Annotated in this window: 17 protein-coding genes; 5 read left to right on the top strand and 12 right to left on the bottom strand. The window is 63.6% G+C overall.

Annotated features, from left to right (window positions below; genetic code table 11):
- The first annotated feature begins 1 nt into the window (after position 1).
- Positions 2 to 376 carry a hypothetical protein gene (locus VMF11_16255; GenBank protein ID HTU71857.1) on the top strand — a complete coding sequence of 125 codons (375 nt, stop codon included), beginning with the start codon at positions 2 to 4 and terminating at the stop codon, positions 374 to 376.
- Positions 349 to 741, top strand: coding sequence for a hypothetical protein (locus tag VMF11_16250; protein HTU71856.1), 393 nt, complete (start codon positions 349 to 351; stop codon positions 739 to 741). The genes VMF11_16255 and VMF11_16250 overlap by 28 nt, the downstream gene beginning before the upstream one ends.
- Here VMF11_16250 and VMF11_16245 read toward each other — a convergent pair.
- Positions 674 to 1,399 carry a uracil-DNA glycosylase gene (locus VMF11_16245; protein ID HTU71855.1) on the bottom strand — a complete coding sequence of 242 codons (726 nt, stop codon included), beginning with the start codon at positions 1,397 to 1,399 and terminating at the stop codon, positions 674 to 676. The genes VMF11_16250 and VMF11_16245 overlap by 68 nt on opposite strands.
- On the bottom strand, positions 1,399 to 2,289 hold the full coding sequence (locus VMF11_16240; protein ID HTU71854.1) for a LysR family transcriptional regulator: 891 nt from the start codon (positions 2,287 to 2,289) through the stop codon (positions 1,399 to 1,401). The genes VMF11_16245 and VMF11_16240 overlap by 1 nt, the downstream gene beginning before the upstream one ends.
- A 75-nt stretch (positions 2,290 to 2,364) precedes the next feature.
- Here VMF11_16240 and VMF11_16235 point away from each other — a divergent pair, with 75 nt between their 5' ends.
- The gene (locus VMF11_16235) at positions 2,365 to 3,606 is read left to right on the top strand and encodes an MFS transporter (protein HTU71853.1); all 1,242 of its coding nucleotides are present in this window, start codon (positions 2,365 to 2,367) and stop codon (positions 3,604 to 3,606) included.
- On the opposite strand, the gene VMF11_16230 is transcribed toward VMF11_16235, so the two are convergent.
- The 8 genes from VMF11_16230 to VMF11_16195 all read right to left on the bottom strand — a co-directional run bounded on the left by VMF11_16230 (position 3,545) and on the right by VMF11_16195 (position 10,507).
- Positions 3,545 to 4,345 carry an FkbM family methyltransferase gene (locus VMF11_16230; GenBank protein ID HTU71852.1) on the bottom strand — a complete coding sequence of 267 codons (801 nt, stop codon included), beginning with the start codon at positions 4,343 to 4,345 and terminating at the stop codon, positions 3,545 to 3,547. The genes VMF11_16235 and VMF11_16230 overlap by 62 nt on opposite strands.
- The gene (locus tag VMF11_16225) at positions 4,342 to 5,112 is read right to left on the bottom strand and encodes a GNAT family N-acetyltransferase (GenBank protein HTU71851.1); all 771 of its coding nucleotides are present in this window, start codon (positions 5,110 to 5,112) and stop codon (positions 4,342 to 4,344) included. Before VMF11_16225 ends, VMF11_16230 begins: the two co-directional genes overlap by 4 nt.
- Entirely contained in the window at positions 5,112 to 5,645 is a 534-nt protein-coding gene (locus VMF11_16220; protein HTU71850.1) for a tRNA (cytidine(34)-2'-O)-methyltransferase, read from the bottom strand. The genes VMF11_16225 and VMF11_16220 overlap by 1 nt, the downstream gene beginning before the upstream one ends.
- Before the next feature lie 381 nt (positions 5,646 to 6,026).
- Positions 6,027 to 6,911: a C39 family peptidase gene (locus VMF11_16215; protein HTU71849.1), complete on the bottom strand. Its 885-nt coding sequence runs from the start codon at positions 6,909 to 6,911 to the stop codon at positions 6,027 to 6,029.
- Positions 6,896 to 8,452: a peptide ABC transporter substrate-binding protein gene (locus VMF11_16210; GenBank protein HTU71848.1), complete on the bottom strand. Its 1,557-nt coding sequence runs from the start codon at positions 8,450 to 8,452 to the stop codon at positions 6,896 to 6,898. The genes VMF11_16215 and VMF11_16210 overlap by 16 nt, the downstream gene beginning before the upstream one ends.
- Positions 8,440 to 8,916 (bottom strand): DUF1611 domain-containing protein, encoded by a 477-nt coding sequence (locus tag VMF11_16205; GenBank protein HTU71847.1) that lies wholly within the window; start codon positions 8,914 to 8,916, stop codon positions 8,440 to 8,442. The genes VMF11_16210 and VMF11_16205 overlap by 13 nt, the downstream gene beginning before the upstream one ends.
- Entirely contained in the window at positions 8,892 to 9,494 is a 603-nt protein-coding gene (locus VMF11_16200; GenBank protein ID HTU71846.1) for a DUF1611 domain-containing protein, read from the bottom strand. Before VMF11_16200 ends, VMF11_16205 begins: the two co-directional genes overlap by 25 nt.
- Entirely contained in the window at positions 9,491 to 10,507 is a 1,017-nt protein-coding gene (locus VMF11_16195; protein HTU71845.1) for a dipeptide epimerase, read from the bottom strand. The genes VMF11_16200 and VMF11_16195 overlap by 4 nt, the downstream gene beginning before the upstream one ends.
- 169 nt (positions 10,508 to 10,676) lie before the next feature.
- Between VMF11_16195 and VMF11_16190 the strand changes: the two genes are divergently transcribed.
- Entirely contained in the window at positions 10,677 to 13,649 is a 2,973-nt protein-coding gene (locus tag VMF11_16190) for a TonB-dependent receptor (protein ID HTU71844.1), read from the top strand.
- Between the two features lie 17 nt (positions 13,650 to 13,666).
- Positions 13,667 to 14,095 carry a hypothetical protein gene (locus tag VMF11_16185; GenBank protein ID HTU71843.1) on the top strand — a complete coding sequence of 143 codons (429 nt, stop codon included), beginning with the start codon at positions 13,667 to 13,669 and terminating at the stop codon, positions 14,093 to 14,095.
- Here the strand turns inward: VMF11_16185 and VMF11_16180 are convergent.
- Together VMF11_16180 and VMF11_16175 are read right to left on the bottom strand one after the other, a co-directional pair.
- Positions 14,084 to 14,674: a hypothetical protein gene (locus VMF11_16180; GenBank protein ID HTU71842.1), complete on the bottom strand. Its 591-nt coding sequence runs from the start codon at positions 14,672 to 14,674 to the stop codon at positions 14,084 to 14,086. The two genes, VMF11_16185 and VMF11_16180, sit on opposite strands and share 12 nt — an antisense overlap.
- Positions 14,662 to 16,221 (bottom strand): peptide ABC transporter substrate-binding protein, encoded by a 1,560-nt coding sequence (locus VMF11_16175; GenBank protein ID HTU71841.1) that lies wholly within the window; start codon positions 16,219 to 16,221, stop codon positions 14,662 to 14,664. The genes VMF11_16180 and VMF11_16175 overlap by 13 nt, the downstream gene beginning before the upstream one ends.
- Positions 16,222 to 16,314: the final 93 nt, after the last annotated feature.

The following is a 16,314-nucleotide window of genomic DNA, read 5'->3' as shown; positions in this document are numbered from 1 at the left end:
CGTGAACGTTCGACTCGTCATCCGGGCCGCGACCGTCGGAGCGATCGTCGCGCTCGTCGGCCTGCTGCGGCTGCCCGCCGGCGCGGCGACGACCGGACCGTCGTGCGGCGAACATCTCTTCACCAACCCCCAAGGCGTCCAGATCCGCGTACTGTGGGCCAAGAACGGTGCCGTGCAGCGCTTCGTCATCGTCGACTCGAAGGGCAATACCGAGGACGTGAACGACATGGAGATCGACTTGCAAAAAACATACGGGCCGGAGGGCGTGAACGCGCCTCCCTTGCGCATCGTTTCGTATAAGCCGGGGGGAGAAGGCGGTTTGATGGTGCCGGACAAAGCAGTCGACTCGTGCGGGCGAACGATCTCGTTCCAGTAGCAATGCTGGTGCTGGCTGCATGCGCCGGCGGACACGCATCCGAGAACGCGTCGCCGTCGCCGCAAAACGCATCTCCGGCGCCGCTGCGTTCGTGCGAAGTGCGTGAGCTATCGCTCGACGGCGCCGACGTCGTCGTGCAGGCAAACGTGGACGGAACGCCGGCATCGATCGTGGTGATCCGCGCGCCCGACGACGAGGCGCGCGCGAAAGCATTTCAGCAGGCGCGCGCCGATTTCGGCGATCCCAAACCCGACGAGCGGACGCAGGAGCAGCAATTCAAAGACGGGCTCACCCAGCTCACGGATTTGTGCGGACGGCCGGTGATGCCAAGCGCGGCGCCGTCAGCAATGTCTTCGCCCGGGTAAAGATCGCGTCGAACATCGGCACGGTGAGCTTGCCGGTATTCGTGTTCTGGCGGCTGGGGTGATAAGACGCGATCGCCACGATGCGGCGCGCTCCGCTGCTCGCGACGCACTCCGCGCCGTGCGCGAAGCGGGGCGGCGAGTCGAACGCGAACCCGCGCTCGCGTAGGACGCGCACGATCGCGTCGAAACCGATCGAGCCCAGCCCGATCATCACGCGCAGATCGGTGAGCGCGTCGAATTCGTCCAGCAGATAGGGAAAACAATTGCGCAGCTGCTGCGGCGTCGGTTTGTTTTTCGGCGGCGCGCAGCGTCCGGCGGCGGTGATCAGGCAATCGCGCAGCACGAGCCCGTCGTCGCGATCGATTGCGGTGGGCTGCGAGGCGAAGCCCGCGCGATGGAGCGCGGGATAGAGAAAATCGCCGGAAGCATCGCCGGTGAACGGACGCCCCGTGCGATTGCTGCCGTGTGCGCCGGGCGCAAGGCCGACCAGCATCATACGCGCGTTCGGATCGCCGAACATCGGCACCGGTTTGCCCCAGTAGACGTGATCCGCGTATGCACGGCGCTTCTCGCGCGCGACCTGCGCGCAGTAGGCGCGCAGCTCGGGACAGCGGGTGCAGGCAACGATCGCGCGCTCGATCGATTTCAGACTTGGCATTACAGATGCACCATTTCGCCGCGAATGAATTCGATGAAGCGGCCGGCCGCGGGCCCGTAGCCGTCGCTGCGCGTGACCAATGACATCGTGCGCATGACGCGCTGCGGTGCGATCGAGAGCAAGGCCACGTTCGGACCCGGCGTGTTGCCGAGTGTGCGCGCGTAGAGCGCGACGCCCAAGCCTTCGGCGACCAGCGAGCGCACGGTAAGCGAGTCTTCGCTTTCGAAGGCGACACGCGGTTCGAATCCAGCCGCGCGCGCGAGTTGGTTGAGCCGGTGCGTCATCGCCGAACCCGGCCGAAAGATCACGAACGGTTCGTGCCGCAGTTCGTCGATGCGGACGCTGTGCCGGCCGGCAAGCGGATGCCGTGCGGCCACCGCGATGACCAGCTCGTCCTCGTAGAGCGGCTCGGAACGAAAGCCCGCGACCGCGATCGACGCATCGTCGGAGTGCCCGATGAAAACGTCGATCGCCCCGGCACGTAACGCGGCCAGCAGGGCATCCGCAATGCCCTCGCGCAGCGCGATCTCGATGCCGGGATTCTCGGCGTGGAACCGCCCGAGCAGCTTGGGCAGCATGTATTCCGCGAAGGATTGATAGGTGCCGACGACCACCCGGCCGCGTAAGCCGCCGGCATAGGCGCTCATCTCTTCCCGGACCGCGGCGAGATCGGCGATGACCCGCTCGGCGCGCGCGACGAAGGCCCGGCCGGCGTCGGTCAGCGCCACCCGCCGGTTGGTCCGCTCAAAGAGGCGCACCCCCAGCTCGCGCTCGAGCGCCGCGATCTGCTGCGAAAGGGCGGGCTGCGCCACCGCAAGCTCGTCCGCTGCGGCCGTAAAGCTCAGCCGGCGTGCGATGGCGACGGCCGAGCGAAGCTGGCGAATCTCCATATATGCGCTTATCTTATCAAATCGAGTCGAATAATGTATTGGACTTATCGTTTGCAAGCTGGCACACTGGGAATCATGACCGCCCTTGCCGAGCCGGTAGCGCACGCCTTTCTCGAAGACGAGGGCGACCGCTCGGGGCTGCGGCTTCTAATGCTGGCGCACGTGTTCACCGACCTGAACCAAGGCGTGCTGCCGGTGATGATCCCCTTCCTCGTGACCCAGCGCCACCTGACCTTAGCCGCGGCCGCGACGCTGGTATTGGCGGCGAACCTGCTGGGCTCGGTCGTGCAGCTCATCTTCGGCCATCTCTCCGACCGGCGGTCGACCGCCTGGGTGATCGGGGCCGCGCTGGTCGTTGCGAGCGCGGGAACCGCACTGATCGGGCTCGCGCCAACCTTGCCGCTGATGCTGGCCGGCGCGATGCTCTCCGGATTCGGCGTGGCGGCCTTCCACCCCGAAGCCTCGCGCTTCTCGAACTATTTCGCGGGGCGCCGGCGTGCGTCGGGGATGAGCTTCTTCACCGTCGGCGGGTACATCGGATTTGCGATCGGTCCGGTGGTTGCGACGCCGTTGCTGCTCGCGTTCGGTCTGCACGGCATCACCCTCTTGATCGTTCCCGCGATCGTGGTCGCGGTGTTGCTGGTGCGCGAGCTCCCACGGTTCAACGCGGTGCGCACGAGCGCGCATCGGGCGCATCGCGAGCGTCCGGGGAGCAATGATTGGCGCGGGTTCTCGATCATGTCGATCATGGTGGGCCTGCGCTCGACGGCATTTCTCGCCGCGGTCACCTTCATGCCGGTCTTCGCCATGCGGGTGGTGCACGTCAATCCCACGCTCCAGTCACTCACGCTCTTCACGCTGCTCGTCGGCGGCGCGCTCGGCACGATGATCGGAGGGCTGCTCGGCGATCGGCTCGACCGCCGGCGCGTGATCTCAGTCTCGCTCGTACTCACCGCGCTGAGCGCCGGCGCGATTGCCTATACCGGCGCTGCGTTCCACCTCTTTGCGCTGCTCATCGTGCTCGCGCCGCTCTTCGGCATCTCGCTGGGGATCTCGGCGGGCGTGCTGGTCGTGCTCGGCCAAGAATATCTGCCCAAGAGCATCGGCATCGCGTCGGGCGTAACGCTCGGGCTCGCGAATACCGTCGGCGGCATCGCCGCGCCGATCTTCGGTCACATCGGCGATCGGTTCGGATTGATCAGTCTCTTCGCGACGATCGCGGCCTTCGCGGTCCTCGCTCTCGCCAGTTCGCTCGTTATGCCCGCACCAGCACGATATCGGAAAACTCTTCGGCCAGCAGGTGCGGCGCATCCGTAGGAACGAGCCGGCGGCGCCGCTCGTCGATGCGTGAAAACGTGAATCCGGCCAAGCGCAATCGCTCCAATTGCGCTGCCGGGTCCATGCCGGACTCGCGCATGAAACGCGGCGCGAATTCCAGCATCACCGTTACCGTATAACCGCGGTCGCCGAAGAGGCGCCCACCGCCGGCGATGATCGCGCTCTCCGCGCCTTCGGCATCGATCTTGACGAAGTCGATCTTTCGATCGTACTGAACGAGGAATTCATCGAAGCGCACGGTTTGCACCACGATCGTTTCGCGTTCGCTCTCGCGCAGCTCGGGTATCTGCTGCAGTCCCGCGACGAGCGTACCGCCGCCGCGATGACGCGAGGTCGCGCGAAATTCGTGCGTTCCCGTTGCGTCGCTGACGGCGCGCTCGTCGATCGTACCGGTTCGCGAGAAGCCGTTGAGTTCGAGGTTGTCGCGGGCGATCTGCGCGAGGGTGGGATCGCATTCGAACGCGTAGACGGAGCCGTCGCGGCCGGCGCGATGACACATCAGCAAAGTAAAGAGCCCGACGTTCGCGCCGATTTCGACCACGTTCATGCCCGGCCGCACGAGTTTGCGCAAGACCGCGTCGGTATGCTCTTCGTAGACGCCTTCGAGGATGAGGTGCGGCGCGATCGAGACATCGCGCGAGTCGACGAACATCTTGTAGCCGTTCTTCGTCCAAAGGAGAACGCGATTGCTTCCGACGTACACGGCCGGCCCCCTCATGCGGAGAGCACCATGCCGTACTGGCGTTCGGCGATGCCCCAGTCGTGCTCGCGCAGCGCCGTGGAAAGCACCGAAGTCGCCGGTTCGTTGTTGAGCGTCAGATCCTGGGGCACGCGAGCGCTTAATTCGGCAACGAGCGCGCGAGCGCTCTCGAGATCGCGTGCACCGGCGTCGATGACATTGGCAAACTCGCCACGCAGCTGGATAAAGGCGTACGCGCCCGTTGTTTCGATCAGGGCGGCCGATCCCGCGCGCGCGACGCTGCGCGGCTCGCGCTGCCAGCAGGCGGACGGCATTTGCGCGACCGCGCGCACGTCACGTTCCTGCAGTCGGTGCATCGGCAACGCGCCGTGCGCGCGCGGACGCGCGCTGCGCGCCCACACGAGCAACTCACCCTGTTCGAGAAATCCGAAGCTGCGGGTCATCGAGAGCGCCGAGCGGTTGCGCTGCGAGAGCTCGAGTTCCACCCGGCGAACGCCGGCGGCACGAACCGCATCGAGCGCCTCGGCCAGAAGGCGGCGTCCGAGGCCGGCGCGGCGATATTCCGGATGCACGCCGATCAGGCCGAACCATGCGCGATCCGCGCGAATGCCGAGTGCGAGCGCACCGGTGAGCGTGCGCCCGTTGTGGGCGGTGATCGCACGAGCGAGGTCGATGTCGTTGCGCCATACGAAATCCGCGTACGTCTGCGCGGTGAAGATATCGTAATCGCCGAAGATGCCGCCGCGGAAGAACAGGTTGAAATCGGCGGCGCTCGGACGGCTCATTACGCCAGCCCCGGAAAATCGAGCGCCGAGAGCGCAGCGTAGGTTACGATCCCGACTGCCGTCGAGAGGTTGATGCTGCGTACGCTCTCGGCACGCATCGGAATGCGCAGCGCATGTTCGCGCTCGCGCTCGATCACCTCCCGCGGCAACCCTTTGGTCTCTCGGCCGAAGACGAGCACGTCACCGAATGCAAAGGGCGCAAGCGTGTACCGGCGCTGCGCGTGCGCCGAGAAAAACCAGCGCCGGCGATCGCGCGTGTCCTCGAGGAATGCAGCGAACGAGCGGTGCACGACGAGATCGACAAGGTGCCAGTAATCGAGCCCGGCACGCTTGAGCTCGCGATCGTCGATCGAAAACCCGAGCGGTTCGATGAGGTGGAGCGCGCATCCGGTCGCAGCAGCGAGCCGTGCGACGTTGCCGGTATTGGGCGGGATCTCCGGCTCGACCAGGGCGAGGTGCAGCGGTGCGCCCTCGATTCGCCAAGCGTCCGTAATTCTCGCTCGCGGCTGTTGCTCGTGGCGATGGGATTGCATTCGCATAGATTCCTGTCCAAGAGTATATCGGTTTCAAGGCGACGAGGATTACAGGCCGGGATCCGGACAATTGGTCGTACACGATGCCGTATTTAATACAGGAGACGCCTCCGCAGGGAACTCCACCGGGTTATACGGCGTACCGGTTCGTCGATGACACCATAATTCTACGTGGGGTCATCCTGAAGTCCATCAAGGTTGAAGACGGACATCCCGTGTACGACATTGCCGCCGGGCAGAAGTACACGATCAAGAGACAGTCTTCGAGCGATCCCGAAGAGTCGCACGTCTTAATCGAACCTGGCGGCTACGTGGAACCGGCGCTGATTCAGCGGGCTTGATTCGATCGGTGCTTCCAAGGATCGCGTTCGCGCGGCTGGGTCACGTCAGTACGCTTTCGTAGTCGACGCCGGCCGGCGCGACCACGTACGCCACCCCGTTGTTGCGCTGCCAGATCGCTTCGACCGCGGTGCGCGGGTAGACGACGCTCACGCCGGGCGCCGCGGGATCGTTGATCGCGCAGTCACCCTGCACGGTAAAACCGCGCAGTACGACGAGGTGCCCGTCGGAATGCGGCAGCGGCGCTCCGGGCAGCTCGCCCTCGCGCCACGAGTACGAAATGACGAGCGGAAGATTGCGCTCGATCAGGCGTGCAGCCTGATCGAAATTCTGCAGATACGCGACGACGCCGCGCAGGCCCAGGCTGCCACTGAACGCGGTGTTGAACGCCCAGTTGCCGGTACCGTTGTAGGCGCGGTCGATCACCGCGAGCGCCGTTTCCTCGACCGAACGGTCGATACCGTGATACGCGTTGACCATCGAGAGGCTGGCCGCGCTGCACCACCCGCGCTCACCTTCGCGCGCGTATTGCGAGCGCGCGGGAACATCGAGAATCATCGCGTCGCGCGCATAGGGCAGCGAGGGCCGAGTGTGCTGCGGAGCGGCGAAGGCGAGCAGATCGAAGTCGACGCTTTCCCCGCTCAGGTCGATTCCGTCGAAGGGCTGCTCGGCCGCAAGCACGTCGACGTTGACGGCCACGCCGTCGCTATCGCTCTGTGGGCTAAAGGATTTGCGTCCGTGCAGCTGCCACTCGGCGTAGTCGTACCAGGCGCTGGCCGGTGCGCCCGCGCGGAGCAGCCGAAAGCGCAAGAGCCCACTTGACGCATGGCTATTCCAACTGATGACGCCCCCGCGCACCGGTTCGAACCGCAGCGTCGCGCCGCCGCGCACGTTCAGCGCTTGCACGAACATCAGCGCACGTTCCACTCCCAGGCATTCCACTCGTCAGCGATATAGGCGGCGGGAACGTAGCCCTCCACGTCGTCGCTCACGCCGTAATACGCCGTTTCCCAGTAGAAGAATACCGTCGGCACGAAGTGGCGGATGCGTTCTTCCTCTTCTTGGTACAGGCGTTTGCGCTGCGCTCGATCGAACGTCGCCGCCGCGGCGGCACTCGTGCGATCGACGATCGGATCGCGCAGCCAGGTCGTGTTCGAGCCGTTGGGCGGAATGAACGCGGAGTTCCAGTCGGGCGCGTTGTCGGGATCGGGCGCGTTGGTGTCGACCGACCATTCCAGATCGTACGTGCCTTTGTAGAGCGGGCCGTCCTGCGCGAAGAGCAGGCTGGCCGGATAGTTGCGGATTTGCAGATCGATGCCGAGTGGTTTTAAGTCCGCCTGCATCACGACCTCCGCCTGATCGTTGCTCTGGGCGGAGATCGTCGAGGAGATCGTCAGGTGCAGCGGATGCGCCGGCGTCCAGCCCGCGGCGGCGAGCAACGCTCGCGCCGCGTTCGGATCGTAGCGATAGGGCGCCAGCCTCGGCGCGGCCCACGAGGCGGGAAAGATGTCGGATACCGCGAGTTGGTTGACACCGTGATAGATCGTGTCGTTGAGGCGCTTCCAGTCGATGGCGTCGGCGATGGCTTCGCGCACACGCAGATCGGCGAGATGCGGTTTGCTCAGATTCATGTCGAGATGGCGCCAGTTGGCGATCGTGCGGTGCAGCACGCGAATGCCGGGGATCGATCGCAGCGCCGCGATCGAATCGACGTCGACCGTCGGATAGACGTCGATCTCGTGCGTTTGCAGCGCGGCGAGCAGCGAGTTCGTATCGGGAATCACCTTCCAGATCAACTCTTTGAGCTTCGGCGGGCCGCGCCAGTAACGCGGATTGGGCACGAAGTCCAGCTCCGAACCGTGATTCCAGTCTTTGAGCAGATACGGGCCGCTCGAGATCGGGTGCTGGTTGAAGTCGGCGTGATTGATGTCGGCCAGACCGGCGAGCAGATGCGCCGGGAGCGGCGGGTACGCGGGGCCGCCCATGCCGAGAATGTCGAGGACGGCGACGCTGGGCTTCTTCAAGTGGATGACCAGCGTGTAGGGGTTCGGCGCCGAGGCCGAAGCGATCATGTTCCAGCCGTAATCCGTTTTGGTGTCGTTGCGCGGGTTCAGCACGGCATGATAGGTGAAGAGCCAATCCGCCGCGGTGAGCGGCGCACCATCGGACCAGACCACGCCCTTGCGCAGATGCAGCGTGATCGTCTTCCCGTCGCGGCTGATACCGCCGTTCTGCAGGGTCGGAACGCGCAGCGCGAGATCGGGAATCATGTTCCCGTTTGCGTCGTAGCGGAAAAGAAAGGTGAAGAGCAGCGCGTCGACTTCGTCGGTTGCGGCGGAGTGACCGAACATCAGGTTGAGCGAATCGGGTTCGTCCTGTTCACCCAGACGCAGCACGCCGGGAATCGTTCCCGCCCGCGAACATGCAAAGAGCGTCAGCAGCACGATCGCCGCGATCAGGCGACGCACGGGCGCTCCCTGCGCACGTGAGGAGCGATGGCGGCATAGAGCGCATCGGGTCCATAGCGCACTACGTCGTCGGCCGGCAGACCGGTCTCGGCGCGAGCGCGTTCGATCTGTGCGCGCGCGGCGTCATCGTCGAGCCGGCGCGTATTGAGCGCTATGCCGAGCGTGCGCGCCGGCTTCACCGTCGCGAGCAAGGCTTCGTGCAGCGCGATGAGCTCGCGATAGCCGAGCGTCGGCGTTTCGTAACCCGCGATGCGTTCGCGTACCGGATCGCAGACGAGCACCAGCGCGTCGGGCGCAGCGCCGTACATCAGCGCGAGCGTCACCGGGGCGTAAGCGGGGTGGTTGATCGCGCCCTGTCCCTCCACCACGATGAGGTCGGGGGCGGATTGCGCGGCGTAGAGTACCAGCGATTCGGTCGCACCCGGCGCAAAATCGGCGATCACGCGATCGATCGCGATCCCCAACCGGCGATCATGATCCCGGTTTGACCGGTCGGCACGAACGCGGCCTTCGCGCCGGCGTGCTGCGCCGCGCGGCAGAGTTCGAGCGCAACCGTCATCTTGCCGACCGAGCAGTCGTTGCCGACCAGCAGCAGCGTCGGCGCCGCAACACGGTAGACGGCGCCGGAGAAGAGCGGCACCTCGGGCGGTTTGCGCACGTCCCAGATCGTCACGCCGGCGCGTCGCGCCGCGGCGGCAAGTTCCGCATCCTCGCCCAGCATATCGTGCAGCCCGCTCACGATTTCGAGCTTGGCGGCAATGGCGGCCAGGATTTCGCCGCGCCAGTCCGCAGGCAGCGTTCCGCCGCGCGGCGCGGTGCCGATCAGCAGCGCGGTCGGCTCGTAGCGCAAGGCTTCGGCCACGCTCGCAACGATCGGCGCGTCGCTGTGGAGATGGGGAAGGACCTCGCTCACCTTCTTTCCGGCACCGGCCGGATCGATCACGGCCACGGTTTCATCGCTGCCGTAGGCAATTACGCCGTGCGCGGTCTTCGCGTCGATCGCGAAGTGGCCGGGCGCGAACATCGCATAGCGCCGCTTCACGCCGCGACGCGCTCGGCCACGCCCAAGCCGGGCGCGTCCGGGAGCACGAGTTTGCCGCGGTCGTACTGCACGCCGGTGAAGGGGTCACTCGCGGTAAGAAACGGTCCGTCGACGTCGGCCCAATCGACCAGCGGCGAGAGGTGCGCGGCGGCGGTTGCGGCGATCGCGCTCTCGACCATGCAGCCGAGCATCAACTTCATGCCGAGCGCGCGGGCGGTGTGAATCATCGCGAGCGCGCCGCGAATGCCGCCGGTTTTGGCCAGTTTGACATTGACGCCGTCGACGCAGCCGATCAACGCGGGCAGATCGCGCGCATCGAGCGAGTCCTCGTCGGTGACGATCGGAATCCGCGAGCGTTCGCGAATCGCGCGCAGCCCCTGCGGCGAGCCGGCCGGGATCGGCTGTTCGCAAAATTCGATGTCGCAGCGGGCCAACTCGTGCAAAATCGCGATCGCTTCCTCGACGTTCCAGCCTTCGTTGGCGTCGATGCGGATCGTGCCGGTATAGCGATCGCGAATCGCGGCGATCGTCTCGACTTGTTCGCGCGCGCTCCCCAGACCCAACTTGACTTTCAGGATCGGATGGTCACCGATCTCGGCCAACTTGCGCAGCGTCGTTTCTGGATCGCTGATCCCGATCGTGAATGAGGTGTACGGCGTGCGCGCCGGGTCCAATCCCAGCAGCGCATAGAGCGGCACGCCGAGCCGCTTGCCGAGCAGATCGTACAGTGCCAAATCCAGACCGGCACGCGCGGCGGGCGGAATGTCCGGATCGAGCAGCGTCTCGAGGAGGAACGGGTTCTGCGCGAGCAGCGTATGCTCGCGAAAGTAGCTCGTGACCGTCTGCGGCGTCTCATGGTAGCGCGCGATCGGTGTCGACTCGCCGAGACCCTCGAGATCGCCGTCGCGCAGACGAAGGAGCACGGAGTGCGCGACCGTTTCTTCGCCGCGAGCGATCTTGAACGGATGCTTGAGGGGCAAATCCAGGGGTTCGGTCGAGAGCGAGAGAGCCATGCGGGGCGCTTTCTGCCCGCCAATGCTCGATCCTCGAACCAGGTTTCACAGCCGGCTCAAAGGAACCGAGCGACTTTCACCGCATTAAGGCGTTAAAGTGGACGAGCGCAGTGAGCGCCGTGCACTTTTCTTTTTCCCTTTTTGGCTCTTTAAGGTGAGGATTAGGGACATGCAAGGCAAGGCTTCGTTTACGAAGGCGCTGGCGGCGCTCTTAATCGCTGCGGGCCTCTTCATTGCCATGGTGGTCAGCCCCCTGACCGCCCTCGCCGGCACGACCGGCATCGTCGAGGGGACGGTCACCGACGCGGCAACCGGAAAACCAATCGCCGATGCCAGTGTAATGGCCGTATCAGGTAGCGGCACCTTCAGCAGCGTCACTGACGCACGCGGTTTCTACTCTATCCAGAACGCGCTCCCCGACACGTACACGGTTCGTATAACGGCGAAGGGATACGCGGATGTCAGCCTTCCCGGCATCTTCGTTCAGCAAGATGCTACGGTGCGCGTAGATTATAAGATGAGCCCCGCGCTAAAGACGATTGCGACCGTGTCATCGAGCTCCGCCAGCAGTCTGCTCAAGCCGTACCAAGGCTCGGACGTGTACAACGTCACAGGCGACCAGCTGTTAGCGGCGACCGGCGGGACCGATTCGCACGAAACCGAGTATCAATACATCGACACGGTTCCGGGCGTGGTTGGCAGCGGTGGTTACGCCATCGGTCAGCCCTCGATCCGCGGTGGTTTCTCAGACGTGGACACTGGCTTCGAGCTCGACGGCGTGCCGATCACCGATCGGCAGACCGGCTTCTTCGGAACCAATCTCACCAATATCGGTGTGGGGAACGTGGAAGTCATTACGGGTGGACTCACGGCGGACGCTTCGCAGAACGGTACCGGCGTGATCAATCAGGTCTCGAAGGTCGGAACCTATCCAGGTTACTTCTGGATTTCGGGAGGCCTCACGAATGAAGAATTCTCCCACTTCGAGCGCACGGAATGGAGCGGCGCGACGCCCAACGGTAAGTTTAGCTGGTTCATCAGCAACGACGCGACGAACAGCCAGAACTACTATTGGGTAGGCAGTCAGCAGCTCAACGGCGCGAACTATCCGCTCGTCGGCATTCCCGGAGCAGTCGAGGCAGGCTACCCGGGGTACATCTCGTTCGCTAACGCGGGATGGATCTGGACGCGCGACGTCCTCGGCAATTTCCACTGGCGCCCCGATGCACGCGACGACATCCAGGTCCTCGAGTTGAATAGCTACTTCAACGACCAAGGCAATTGGGGTCTCGATAATCCCGGCCAGCCGGCGCTCGCCGTAACCGAATGTCCCGGTGCGACCGGAAATGCTCCCAACTCGCCCTCCACCGGTGCCGGCGGCGTTGCGCCGAATGGGCAACCCTGTCCGATCGGCCTCTACAGTTACGACCTGGCCCCCGGTGCGGGTAACTTCATGGGCCACCAGAGCAACGTGTTCAAGATCCAGTGGAATCACACGATCAACGAAACGTCGAGCTTCGAGCTCCATGTAGCTCAGTTCTTTAACAAGTACGTATTCGATCAGCCGTACTCCGACCCGAACTGGCCGGTGTACAACTCCGAGTGGACCGGTACCGGATGTCCGACGTATCCCGTTGCGAACGGGACGCCGGTTGGGAGCTTCGGCACCGCGTTTTACGACCAGTGTCTGTTCAATCTCTCGGACTCATACGAACTGCGCGACGACAAAGACTACTTCATCGCCGGCGACTACACGTGGACGCCGAACGAAAACGTTACGGTCAAGGCGGGCGTGCAGCAAGAGTACGACGATCAGATTCAATACACGGAATACCTGAATCTGTTCAACGGTTCTCTGGCGAACGAAATCGCCACGGGCGGTGGCTACGGCCAGCTCTGCTACGGCAACAACGCCGGCTCGTATCCGTGCATCAACCAGTTGAGCGACAATCCGGCCCACACGCCGTCGGTCTACGGCGAGGCAACCTTCAACGTCGGCAAATTCACGCTCGAACCGGGGATTCGGTGGTCGCGTGATTACTACGGAGTCCCCGCGTACGCCGGCGGTACGGTTTCGGCGGGATTCTTCGCGCCCTCACTCGTCGGAACATATCGTATGAATTCGAATAACGTCTTCCGTTATTCGTATTCCGTTACGGCGAATTACGTTGGTTCAATCTTCCTCTACGAGTTGAACAACCCGACGTTCAACCCGCAACTGAATGGCTCGCAAGCGTACCAACCGGCGCTCAATCACATGGTCGATTTCCAATGGGAGCATGCGTTCAATCCGGAGACGACGCTGCGCTTCGGTCCCTACTGGCGCACGACCAGCAGTTACCCGTCCTTCTACGCGCCGTTCCTCGGGTATAAGCCCGGCACGAACGTGCAAGTCTATGGGCCCGATGTGCTCGAAGACAATCTATCGATCAAGCAAATGGGTGCAGAACTCGGCATCAGCCATGTCGATCCAAGACCGACGGGCGCAAGCTGGTGGATCTCGGGCTCGTATTGCAACTGCTGGACGCAGATCGATGACTTCAACGGCGGTCACGGATCGTATTTCAACGAACCGTTGAGCGAGTATTTCATCCAGCAGGGCGTCTACTTGCGCTCGACTTCGACGCCGCTGGTGGCAGCAACGCTTACGGCGGATCTGCATACCAAGGGTTGGCACCTTGTACCCTATATCTACTGGACGTTCGACAACTTTTACAATGTCGGCGGGTGTTTGCCGCCGAACGCTGCAGGAACCGGCTACGTGCCATACACGCAGAACGTCCAGGCGCAATTCTGTTCGCAGTACTCACCGACCGCGGGGCCGAATGCCGGTGCGACGTTGAATCCGGTTCTGGCGCCGGAAGGCATCGGCATGGGTTACTGGTACGCGAACCTCACCGTGTTCAAAGACATCAGCCAAACGTGGAAGGTCGGCGTATCGATGCAGAACATGTTCAACATGCAGCATGGACCCACGCCCTCGTGCTTCAATACCGGAAGCGGTTGCTGGCCGTACGGGCCGCAGTCCGGATCGTGGGGCGCGGTGAACACCTGGAACTACCAAAACTTCGTGAACGGGACGCCCCGCACCATCGAGGTGTTCGCCCGGGCATACATCGGCCGGGAGGCAGCTCCTCACTGATGACAAACGCATCGCGGGTGAAGCGTTCGATTGGGCTCCTTGCGCTGCTATCGCTGCTGCTCTGCGGCAGCGTAGCGGCGCAGGTCAGCCCGCAACTCCTCGCGCGTTGGACGATTTATCACGTCTCGGGTGTGGGGCAGGAGGTGTGGAGCAAATGGTACACCCAAGGGCGATTTCCCACTCGTTTCAGATTCAAGTGCTCCAATGGCGTGGTGATCATTAACGCGGAGGATACTGATAAACTCACTCAGGGTGTCACCGTAAACTTCTGGGACGTGGAACGCGATCAATCGGCACTCGAAAGCGCAATCGCAAGCAAAAAGGCTTTGAAGAACGGCGGATTCAGCCTAAATGCGCGGCAGTCGATCTTACAGCGGCTCGTTCGTCCGGAGGCATGTGCAGCCGCCTCGAATTCGTTTGTGTTCGGTGCCTATCTAAACATGTAGCGCGCGCCGCATCCGTTCGCGTAATTCCTCGCCCACGTCGATCGCTTCGCGCTCGACCAGCGGTGCGTCGCTCGGAACCAAACGCGCGATGTCCCAGCGCTGATCCGGCGCCGTACCGAAGTAGCCGTCGCGTAGCGCGGCTTCGGCGTGCGACATCACGTGCTCGTCGTCGATCGGCACGCCGTAGAACGCCGCGAGCCGCGCACCGACGAGGCAGAGCCCATCGATCAGCTCTTCGGTGAGCGGGTATTTGCCGAAATCGGACGGCGTTGCGCCTTCCATCCCCATGATCGCGATGCCGAGCGCGTAGGAATTGCGCTTACGCGTGTGCTGCGCGTACGGTAGCTCCGGCCCTTCGTAGACCGCGCGCATGTTCTCGCGCACGTCGTGGGTGTTGACGACCAGGATGCCGCGCGCGGTTTTTGCGATGCAAAAATGATATGCCGGAAAGACCGATTCGTAATCGTGCGCCGACCAATGCGTATAGATGTGATCGATTGGTCCCGGCACGTCGGGCCGCCATGTCGCGAGCGGCGCGTGCGGATACGACTCGATCCGGTTCTCGCTCAGATCTGCCATTGCCACGCGTTCCATTCATCGGCGATAAACGCCGCCGGCTCGTAGTTCTTCAAGTCGTTGTTGTAAGCGAAATAGCTCTCGTGCCAAAACGCGAAGATTGCGGGGTTGAGTTGGCGCAGACGCGCGGCTTCCTCCTGATACAGCCTTTTGCGTACGTTTTGATCGAAGGTACTCGCGGCCGCGTCGGTGGCCGCGTCGACGATCGGATCGCGCAGCCAGCTCGTGTCCGCGCCGTGCGGCGGAATGAAGCGCGAGTTCCAGGAGCCCGAATCGTCGGGATCGGCGCCGTTGATCGCCTGCGACCATTCGAGGTCATATTTTCCGGAATAGATCGGCCCGTCTTGGGCGAAGAGCAGGTTCGCCGGATAGTTCTTGATCTCGATGCCGAAGCCAAGCGGCTTGAGCATCGATTGAATGAGCAGCTCGGCGCGGTCGTTCGATTCGTCCTCGGCAGTCGAAGAGAGCGTCAGGCGCATCGCGAGCGGACCCTTGTGCAAGACGCCGTCGCTGCCCATGTTCCAGCCGGCGGCGGTCAAGAGCCGTTTGGCATCGGCCGGATCGAACCGGTACGGCGGCAGATGCGGCGCGGCCCATGACTGCGGGAAGATGTCGGAAACGGCGAGCTGCCCGTGTCCGCGATAGACCGTGTCGACGATGCGCTGCCAGTCGATGCCTTCGGCGATCGCGGCGCGCACGCGGCCGTCCGCCAGTTGCGGCTGACGCATGTCGATCCCGAGATGCTGCCACCAGGCGACCAGCCGGTGCGTGATCCGAATGCCGGGGATCGAGCCGAGTTCGTCGACTTGGTCTTCCTTCACCGCGGCGTAGAGATCGATTTCGTGCGCGCGCAGTTCCTCGAGCAGCGTGTTGGGGTTCGGGATGATCTTCCAGACGATTTCTTTGAGCTTGGGCGGCCCGCGAAAATAGAGCGGGTTCGCGACGAAGTCGAGGTCGTTGCCGTGGTCCCAGCGCTCGAGTAAAAACGGTCCGCTCGAGATCGGTGCGCTGTTGAACGATGCATGGTTGATGTCGGGAAGCTTCGCGAGGAGATGTGCCGGCAGCGGCGGATACGCGTCGCCGCCCATGGTGAGAATGTCGAATACCGCAACCGAGGGCCGCCTCAAGCGAATGATGATCGTGTAGGGATTCGGTGCGTCAGCCGATTCGATCAGATCCCAGCCATACGTCGTTTTGACGTTGTTGGCCGGATTCATCGCCGCGTGATAGGTGAAGAGCCAATCGGCCGCGGTGAGCGGTGCGCCGTCCGACCACTTCACGCCGCGCCGCAGATGCACTGTGATCGTTTTGCCGTCGCGGCTGATGCCGCCGTTGCGCAACGTGGGAACCTGTGTCGCCAAATCGGGGATGAGGTTACCGTTCGCGTCGGTGCGCAGAATGAACGAGAAGAGCAGGCAGTCGATCTCACCGGTCGCGAGCGTGTGCCCGAACATGAGGTTGAGGCTGTCCGGTTCCTCGGGGTCGCCGATCCGGAGCACGCCCGGAATCGTCCACGGGTTTGCGCCGCTCGGGGCCGAGGTGCCCGCCACCTTTGTACATCCGTACAACGAAGCGGCGAGGACGCACGCGAAAGCCAGAGCTCCTAAGCGCATCGGGCATTCTTCGACCACGATGGGAGTTTC

It is taken from the genome of Candidatus Baltobacteraceae bacterium, from assembly GCA_035502855.1.
In the GTDB taxonomy this organism is placed as follows: Bacteria; Vulcanimicrobiota; Vulcanimicrobiia; order Vulcanimicrobiales; family Vulcanimicrobiaceae; genus Aquilonibacter.
The sequence above is the reverse complement of the archived record's forward strand: the minus strand, read 5'-3'. Positions and strand labels throughout refer to the sequence as shown.